Annotated in this window: 8 protein-coding genes; 2 read left to right on the forward strand and 6 right to left on the reverse strand. The window is 72.7% G+C overall.

Annotated features, from left to right (window positions below; all coding sequences use genetic code 11):
- The 3 genes from ACWDX9_RS55370 to ACWDX9_RS55380 form a co-directional block, all read right to left on the reverse strand.
- Window positions 1-768, reverse strand: a 768-nt coding sequence (locus ACWDX9_RS55370) for a dolichyl-phosphate beta-glucosyltransferase (protein ID WP_449970694.1), incomplete at its 3' end; no start/stop codon positions are given.
- A 225-nt stretch (window positions 769-993) separates the two neighbouring features.
- Window positions 994-1,665: a response regulator transcription factor gene (locus tag ACWDX9_RS55375; protein WP_364247280.1), complete on the reverse strand. Its 672-nt coding sequence runs from the start codon at window positions 1,663-1,665 to the stop codon at window positions 994-996.
- Window positions 1,662-2,858, reverse strand: coding sequence for a sensor histidine kinase (locus ACWDX9_RS55380; protein ID WP_449970698.1), 1,197 nt, complete (start codon window positions 2,856-2,858; stop codon window positions 1,662-1,664). The genes ACWDX9_RS55375 and ACWDX9_RS55380 overlap by 4 nt, the downstream gene beginning before the upstream one ends.
- A 174-nt stretch (window positions 2,859-3,032) precedes the next feature.
- On the opposite strand from ACWDX9_RS55380, the gene ACWDX9_RS55385 reads away from it, so the two are divergent.
- Window positions 3,033-3,656: an FMN-dependent NADH-azoreductase gene (locus ACWDX9_RS55385; RefSeq protein ID WP_449970701.1), complete on the forward strand. Its 624-nt coding sequence runs from the start codon at window positions 3,033-3,035 to the stop codon at window positions 3,654-3,656.
- Window positions 3,657-3,688: 32 nt separating this feature from the next.
- Here the strand turns inward: ACWDX9_RS55385 and ACWDX9_RS55390 are convergent, their stop codons facing one another.
- Together ACWDX9_RS55390 and ACWDX9_RS55395 are read right to left on the reverse strand one after the other, a co-directional pair.
- Entirely contained in the window at window positions 3,689-4,879 is a 1,191-nt protein-coding gene (locus tag ACWDX9_RS55390) for a hypothetical protein (RefSeq protein ID WP_449970704.1), read from the reverse strand.
- A 425-nt stretch (window positions 4,880-5,304) separates the two neighbouring features.
- On the reverse strand, window positions 5,305-6,618 hold the full coding sequence (locus ACWDX9_RS55395; protein ID WP_449970707.1) for an acyltransferase family protein: 1,314 nt from the start codon (window positions 6,616-6,618) through the stop codon (window positions 5,305-5,307).
- A gap of 107 nt (window positions 6,619-6,725) precedes the next feature.
- Between ACWDX9_RS55395 and ACWDX9_RS55400 the strand changes: the two genes are divergently transcribed.
- On the forward strand, window positions 6,726-7,628 hold the full coding sequence (locus ACWDX9_RS55400) for a D-isomer specific 2-hydroxyacid dehydrogenase family protein (RefSeq protein WP_449970710.1): 903 nt from the start codon (window positions 6,726-6,728) through the stop codon (window positions 7,626-7,628).
- 39 nt (window positions 7,629-7,667) lie between these two features.
- Here the strand turns inward: ACWDX9_RS55400 and ACWDX9_RS55405 are convergent.
- Window positions 7,668-8,493: DUF4352 domain-containing protein (locus ACWDX9_RS55405; RefSeq protein ID WP_449970712.1), on the reverse strand; the 826-nt coding region annotated here is incomplete at its 5' end.

The raw sequence follows: 8,493 nt of genomic DNA on the forward strand, positions 1-8,493 counted from the left end.
GCCCGAAGCCTTCATGCGGGCCACCCGCCACAGCCCGCGCAGGTCGTCCACGGCGGTGCCGACGACGTCGACCCGGGTGTCGACGTCCTCGACCCAGTCGACCGGGACCTCGTGGATGCGCAGCCCGTTGTGCTCGGCGAGCAGCAGCAGTTCGGTGTCGAAGAACCAGGCGTCGTCCTGCGTCCTTTCGAGCAGCGGGCCGAGCACGTCCGTACGGGCGGCCTTGAAGCCGCACTGCGCGTCGCTGAACCGGGCTCCATGGGTGAGCCGGATGATCGCGTTGTAGCAGCGGGAGATCAGCTCGCGGCGCGGCCCGCGCACGGTGCGCGCGCCGGAGGCCAGCCGGCTGCCGATGGCGAGGTCGGAGTGGCCGCTGGCGAGCGGGGCGATCAGCGGCAACAGCCCGTCCAGGCGCGTGGACAGGTCGACGTCCATGTAGACGACGATGTCGGCCTCGCTCGCGCCCCACACCGTACGAAGTGCGAGCCCACGCCCCTTCCTGTCGAGGTGGACCACGTCCGTGCCGGGCAGCTCGGCGGCCAGCTCCCGGGCCACCTCCAGCGTCCGGTCACGGCTCGCGTTGTCCGCCACGGTGATCCGCCAGGGGAACGGCATCCGCTCACGGAGGTGCGCGTGAAGGGTGCGCAGGCATCCCGGGAGCGCGCGCTCCTCGTTGTAGACGGGGATGACGATCTCGACCGTGGGATTCGGCAGCTCCGAGCGCCGAAAGTCGCGCAGGACGCCCTGGCCGCAGGTGGTGTCGGTCATCGCTGTCCACTTCTCTTCGCAGGGATGTCAGATCGCACGGCGGGATGGCTCCGTCACCGGCGATCGGCACGACGCCGGGCGCGATCCGCGCCGTGGCCGTCGTGGTCACCCCTCAAGCCTCGTGGCCTCGCCCCGGGGAGAACGTCCGCCTGGAGGAGGGTTCTGAACTGCGGCGATCGCAGTAGACGTGGGCGCGGGCCTACCGCGCCCGCGGTTCCCGGCCGATCAGCGGGCCTGGGGGCGGACCAGGCCGGTCTCGTAGGCGATGATCACCAGCTGGGCGCGGTCGTGCGCCTTCAGCTTGGTCATGGCCCGGTTGACGTGGGTCTTGGCGGTCACCCGGCTGATCCCCAGCAGGTCGGCGATCTCGTCGTTGGTACGCCCGCAGGCGACCAGGGTCATCACCTCCCGTTCGCGCTCGGTGAGCACGGCGAGGTCCTCGGGCACGTGCTGGGCCGAGACGCCGGGGCCGGCCAGGAAGCGGGTGATCAGCCGGCTGGTCGCCAACGGCGACAGCAGCGCCTCGCCCCTGGCCACCACCCTGATGGCCTCCTGCAGCTCGCCGGCCTCCACACCCTTGCCGAGGAAGCCGCTGGCGCCCGCCCGCAGCGCGGCGAAGACGTACTCGTCGATCTCGAACGTGGTCAGGACCAGCACCCGGACCCCGGCCATGGCCTCGTCGGAGGTGATCTCCCTGGTCGCGGCCAGACCGTCCATCCCGGGCATGCGGACGTCCATCAGCACCACGTCGGCCATGGTCTCCCGCGCCAGCCGTACGGCGTCGTGACCGTTGGCGGCCTCGCCGACCACGTGCAGGTCGGGGGCCGAGTCGATCAGCACCCGGAACCCCGCGCGGACCAGCGCCTGGTCATCGGCCAGCAGCACGTTGACGGTCATCGCCTGTTCTCCCTGGAGGTGGGCAGCACGGCGTGCACCCGGAACCCGCCGCCGTCCACGGGCCCGGCGAGGAACGCGCCGCCGACCGACAGCGCCCGCTCCCGCATGCCGATCAGGCCGTGACCGAACCCGGGGGAGATCCCGCCCGCACCGCCACGACCGTCGTCGGTCACGGTGACGATCACCTCGTCGGCGGCGTACTCGATCCGCACGGTGGCGGTCGCCCGCGGCGCGTGCTTGCTCACGTTGGTCAGCGCCTCCTGGACGATCCGGAACGCGGCGAGGTCCACAGGGGCGGGCAGCGGCCTCGGATCGCCGTAGAGCAGCCGGCCCAGCTTCAGCCCGGCGGCGGTGAAGGAGTCGACCAGCTCCGGCAGCCCCTCCAGCCCCGGCGCGGGCTCGGTCAGGAGCTCGTCGCGGCTGCCCGGCCGGCGCAGCAGCCCCACCGTCGTCCGCAGCTCGTCCAGCGCCTCCTTGCCGGCTTCGCGGACATGGCCCAGCGCCGCGCGGGCCTGCTCGGGTTCGCTCTCCAGCATGTACGCGGCGACCTGCGCCTGCACGTTGATCAGCGCGATGTGGTGGGCGAGGACGTCGTGCAGCTCCCGCGCGATGTGCAGCCGTTCCTCCATGACCCGGCGTTCGGCCTCCTCCTCGCGCGTCTCCTCGGCCCTGCGCGCCCGCTCCTCGATGGCGGCCACGTACGCCCGGCGGCTGCGCATCGAGTCCCCGACGGCGGTGGCCATGCCGATCGCCGCGATCGGCGCCAGCACTTCGGGCGCCAGCCACGTGCTGTCGCCGAACACGATCCTGGCCACGGCGACCACCAGCGCGGCGAGCCCGCCGTAGATCCACGCGTGCCGGCGCGGGCATCGGGAGGCCACCGTGTACATCGCGATCGCCGACCCCAGGTCCAGCACGTTCCGCCCGCCGTCGATCATGGCATAGGCGGCGAACCCGGTGACCGTGACGGCGAGCACGGCGTGGGGCCACCGCCGCCGGAAGACCAGCGCGCCGCAGACGACCGCGGCCAGCGCGATGTCGTACGCGGTGAGGGGCCGCATCGGGTCGTGCCATTCCGCGCCGGGCGGCGGGGGAGCGCCCGGCGCCAGCAGCGTCATCGCATACACGCACACGGCCAGGACGGTGTCGGCCGCATAGGGCCGGGACAGGAGTTCCCGTCTCAGCCAGGTCACCGTACGCACCTTTCAAACGTTAGGCCTGACCTGGGCGAAGTCCCTCATCCCGTGGTACCCATCCGCTCTACTGCGCCCGCAGTACGCCCGTCGCGCCGCCACTTGACCAATCGGACTGCAGTCCGTATCTTCGGGTGCAGTAATCGGACCACAGTCCGGAAAGGACGTGAAATCATGAGCAGACTGCTGCACATCTCCGCCTCCCCCCGCGGAGGCGAGTCGATCTCGCTGGGCATCGCGCGGACGTTCGTCGAGGAGTACCGCGCCGCCCGGCCCGGTGCGACGGTCGATCACTTCGACCTGTGGGACGGCACGCTCCCCGAGTTCGGCCCGGCCGCCGCGGGCGCGAAGATGACCGTGTTCGGTGGTGGCGTGCCCGAGGGGGAGCAGGCGGAGGCGTGGGCGGCGGCCGTGCGGACGTTCGAGCGCTTCGACTCCTACGACCGTTACCTCTTCAGCGTGCCGATGTGGAACGGGGGCGTGCCGTACAAGCTGAAGCAGTTCATCGACGTGGTCAGCCAGCCGGCGATGGTCTTCGACGTGCACCCGGAGACCGGATACCGCGGCCTGCTGACCGGCAAGCGCGCCGCCGTCGTCTACACCAGCGCCGTCTGGGGTCCCGGCCTCGGGCCGGAGTTCGGCAATGACTTCCAGTCGACCTACTTCGACGACTGGCTCCGCTGGGCCGGCATCGCCGACATCCAGGAGATCCGCCACCACCCGACGCTGACGGGCTCGTACGAGGCCGAGCGCAAGCAGGCCGACGAACGCGCCCGCCAGATCGCCAGGACGTTCTAGCGCTCAGCCGAAACAGGTGTCCGCCGGATGTCTCAGGAGGCGCAGGTCCAGCGGGGCCCGTCCGGGGTGTCCTCCACGAGGATCCCGCCCTCCTGCATCGCCGCCCGCACCGCGTCCGCCACCTCGTACCGCCCCTCCTCGCGCAGCCGGGTGCGGAGCACCAGCAGGGGCTCCACCAGGGAAGGGAGGCTCTGCGAGCGGAGGCGGGCGGAGGAGGCGAGCTCGCCGAGGCGGGCGATGAGCAGCCTCATCAGCTCTCTCGCCTGGTCGACCCCACCGGCGTCCTCCTCCGTGTCGGCCGCCCACTTGACGATCTCGGCCTCCAGGTCGAGCACCGCCTGGGCCGCCGCCACCAGGTCCGGACGGGCCACCGCCGCCTTGAACAGCTCCTCGCACGTGTGGATCGTCTCCTCCAGCGTCACCTCGGCCGGAGCGGGGTCCGCCGGGGGCGGCGGGGTGACGGCGCCCGTGCCGGGGCCGCCCTCGGCCAGGCGGCGCAGCTCGGCCAGGTCGGTGTGGGTGCCCGTGGGCAGGACCGTCGTGGAGCCGGGCAGGCGGACGGTCAGGCCGCCCCGGCCCGCCACCCGCACCGACTCGGTCTCGAGGTCGATGATCAGGGCGGTGTGCTCGTCGAGGCCCAGGACGGCGGTGCCGGGCGGCAGCTCGCGCTCCATGCGGGACAGCCGGCGCTCGCCCAGATAGCAGTAGCGGGTGTCGTGGGTGCCGCCCTCGGCGTTGTCGAAATGGGGGATCAGCACGGCCCGCAGCCCGAGCGGATCCAGCAGGTCGACGCCCTCGCGCCAATGGGGATCCGCGCCTACCTTGTAGATCTCGTAGACCGGCACGGTGGCCAGGCCCGCCGTGCAGGCGGCGGCCGAGGCCAGCACCGTCACCCCCTCGCGCGCGCGGATGCGGGCGCGCAGGTCGCCGGCCACGCCCGAGCCGGCCCACCGGTCGAGCGCGTACGTCGGGCTGCCGGGACCCGAGAAGACCCAGTCGGCGCCCGTGATCCCGGCCGCCACCTCGACCTCCAGGCCGACGCTGCGCGCGAAGTAGCGGCGGGCGCGGGCGGAGATGTCGGCGGAGTTTTCCTGGAAGGCGTAGGGAGTGTCGAGCAGCACGGCCCGCGCCCCGGCGCGCAGCGAACGCGCCGCCGCGCGGTGGATCTCGACCATGGTCGGGCTCGTCTCGCCCGATCCCATCAACACCAGCAAACCCGGCATGGCTGTCGGCCCCTCTCTCGCATGTCATCGACTACATTCGGGCCCGCCACGGCTTTCAAGAGCGTTGCGACAATGCGTCTGAGACGTACTTGCATATGATTGGCAGTAAGTTGGTGGCGGTGACGGGAAGACACGTGATCCTGGTTGAGACGCTCATGCTACGGGTGGGCACCGACAATCGCTGGTCCTACCGGCATGCCCTGACCCGGCCGCGGCGAGGGGAGAGCCCCGACGAGGCGGCCCGCCGGCTCAGCGGGGTCGCGGCCGAGGACCCGGGGACCGTCGTGCACTCCACGAGCTGGCGATACGAGCCGGACGGCGGGGTCGTCCTGACCTATGCGATCTGCCCGGACCCGGCGCCGTGGCTGCCCGCGGTCGAGGTGCCCGAGCTGGAGATCGCCAGGGGCGAGGCGCCCGCGACCCCGTCACCTGAGCGCGTCGCTCTGGCCAACGTGGTCGCGCACGCGGTCCGGCACCTGGGCTTCCTCATGGCCGAGGACCCCGTCGTGTCGCGCGTCCTGTCGAGCCACCCCGCGATCGCCCTCGCTCTGGAGCCGGCGGGCGCGCCCGCCTGAGAGGCGGCGGCCCAGCGCCTGCATGGGCCGTTCGACGTATCTGTAGGTGAGCGCGCTGGCGGCCAGCACCACGGTCAGGGCCAGCGCCGCCATCATGAGCTGGTACGCCGGCTCCGCCCGCCGCAGGTCACCGGTGATCGCCACGAAATACTTCAGCAGCGGGTGATGCACCAGGTAGAGCGAGTAGCTGATCAGCCCGAGCCAGGTCAGCACCCTGGGCAGCCGCCGCCCCCGCAGCGCCATCCCCGCCGCGAACGTGGCCCCGGCCAGCGCGATCGTCGTCAGCCACACGTCGGCCCGCACCCACCACCAGCCGCCCTGGACGGCCCACAGCGGCGCGACCCCCACCAGCGCCGCGGCCACCGCGACCGGCCACAGCCGTCCGTGGCCCCGCTCCCACCGGTGGATGGCCGTCCCCGCGAACATCACCGCCAGCACCGCCACCGCGAGCCACGGCACCCGGCTGCTCAGCGGCAGCAGCGTCAGCGCCATCAGCCCCAGCACGCAGGCCGCGGCCGTGCGCAGGCGCCCCCACACGACGCAGGCCAGCCCGGCTGCGAACACCGCGGCGGAGACGTAGGCGGGCCACCCGCCCGTCAGCACCGCCCCCGGCGCCACCAGCCCCACCGCCACGGCCCCCGCCGCGAACGAGACCGACAGCAGCCCGCTCCGGCCGTGCCCCCCGATCAGGAACAGCGCGGTGACCAGGAGGTAGAAGATCATCTCGTACGACAGCGTCCACATCGTGTCGGCCACGCCGCCCACGTTCACGACGTCGAGCAGCATGGTCGCGTGCGCCGCCACCGCGCTGGCGTCCCTGGGCACCTCCGGCCGCACCGGCACCCACCAGGCCAGGGCCAGCACGAGGACGACCACGCCGAGGTAGAGGGGATAGAGCCGGAAGAACCGGCTGATCCAGAACTTGCGCACGTCGCCGTGGCGTTCCAGGGACGTGGGGATGATGTAGCCGCTGACCAGGAAGAACACGAGGATGCCGTAGATGCCGAGGCTGAACCAGTACGGCCTGAGCTGGGGCAGGAACCACGGCAGCAGGTGCTCGGCCACCACGGCCAGCGCGCCGATCCCCCGGAGCGCGTCCAGCCACGCGAGCCGGGCGGCGGCGGGGACGGGGGTGGTCACGGGCTGGGCGGCGACGGCGGACACCCGGCCCAACCTACCCACGAAGGCTGAAGAGATGCTGGCACCGGAGAACGTCGTGCTCGGGCATCACCGATACGCTGATGATCCCGTGGCGAGAAGGAGGCCCCAGCATGACCGTCGCCGTCCATGTCGGACCCGAGCCGGTGCCCGTGCTCATCGAGGCGGTGCGTCAGGCGGGCGGCCGGGTCGTGCCGCTGGAGGAGGCCGAGGCGATCGTCTTCTTCGGCGGCGGTCCCGCGGAGCTGCGGCCGATGCTCCATGAGGGCATCCGCTGGGTGCAACTGCCGAGCGCGGGCATCGAGCGGTTCGCCGACGCCGGGCTGATCTCCGAGCGCCCGGTCTTCACCGCCGCCACCGGCTCCTACGGCCTGCCGGTGGCCGAGCACGCGATGGCGCTGATGCTGGCGGCCGCGCGCCGGCTGTACCAGGCGGCCAGGGTCCGGACGTGGGGGCCGAAGACGTCCAGGGAGTTCGCGGGCTCGACGGTCGCGATCGTCGGCTACGGCGGCATCGGGCGGGTGCTCATGCGGATGATGGAGCCGTTCGGCTGCCGGGTCCTGGCGGTCACCGACAGCGGCGAGGCGCCCGGCGCGGACCTCGTGCTGCCGCGCGCCCGCTACCGCGAGGTGCTGCCCGAGGCCGACTACGTGGTCGTCCTGGCGCCGGCCACGCCGGAGACCAGGGGGATGTTCGGGAAGCGGGAGTTCGAGCTCATGCGCGAGGACGCCTGGCTGGTGAACGTCGCCCGAGGCAGCCTCGTCGTGACCGACGAGCTGGTGGACGCGCTGCGCGCGGGCCGCATCGGCGGCGCGGCGCTCGACGTCACGGACCCGGAGCCGCTGCCCGACGGGCATCCGCTGTGGAGCCTGGACAACGTGCTCATCACGCCCCACTCCGCCAACCCGCCCTCCTCCTACTGGCGCGGCCTGACCGAACGCGTCACCGCCAACGTGCGGCGCTTCGGCGACGGCGCCCCGCTGGAGGGCGTGGTCTCCCCGTCCGAGGGGTTCTGAGGCGCCCCAAAGACGGCTCAGAGACGGCTCAGAGACGGCTCAGCCGAGGTTGAGGCGGGCCCCGTTGCTCTGCCCCGAGTCGTGCACCTCGAGCGCGGCCGGGGCGAGGTCCTTCGGCAGCTCGAACACCAGCGCGCCGGCGAACGACTGGCCCGCCTCGATGCGGATCGGCGTGGTCTCCTTGCCGTCCTTGTCGAGCAGCTTGGTGCCGCCGTGTAACTCCTTGTCCTCGTCGACCAGCTTCTGCTGGCCCGGGTAGAGCACCCTGGCCTCCTGGCCGACGTTGCTGACCCGCACGCCGATCTGGCACGTGCGGGTCTGCGCGGACTTCACGGGCTTGGGGCACTTCGTGCTGGTGACGGCGAAGCGCAGCTTGCCGTCCTGCACGGGCCCGTCCTCGCCGGCCGACGAGGGCCGCAGCACCCAGATCAGCACGAGGATCAGCCCCACCACCAGCGCGAACGCGATGATCAAGGCGGTCATGCAGCCCGCGAAGACGCCCCGCTTGGGCTTGGCGGGCGGATAGCCCGGCAACGGCCCCTGGCCGGTGGCGGAGTGGTGGGGCATCGGCCCCTGCCCGGTCTGGTGGTGGGGGACCGGCCCGGTGAGATCCGGATGCGGGCCCCGCGGCCCCATCCCGGTCTGCGGCACGGAACCCGTCCGCTCGGGGTGGGGCGCCGGCGGCTGCTGCGGCACCCGGCCGACGCCGGGCGTGGGCCCGGTCCGCTCGGCGGGCGGCGGCTGCATCATGCCGGGCTTGGGCCCCGTGCGCTCGGCAGGTGGCAGCTGACCCGGTTTGGGCCCCGTGCGTTCGGCGGGCGGCGGCTGCATCATGCCGGGCTTGGGGCCGGTGCGCTCGGCGGGC

The organism is Nonomuraea sp. NPDC003201 (assembly GCF_053590415.1).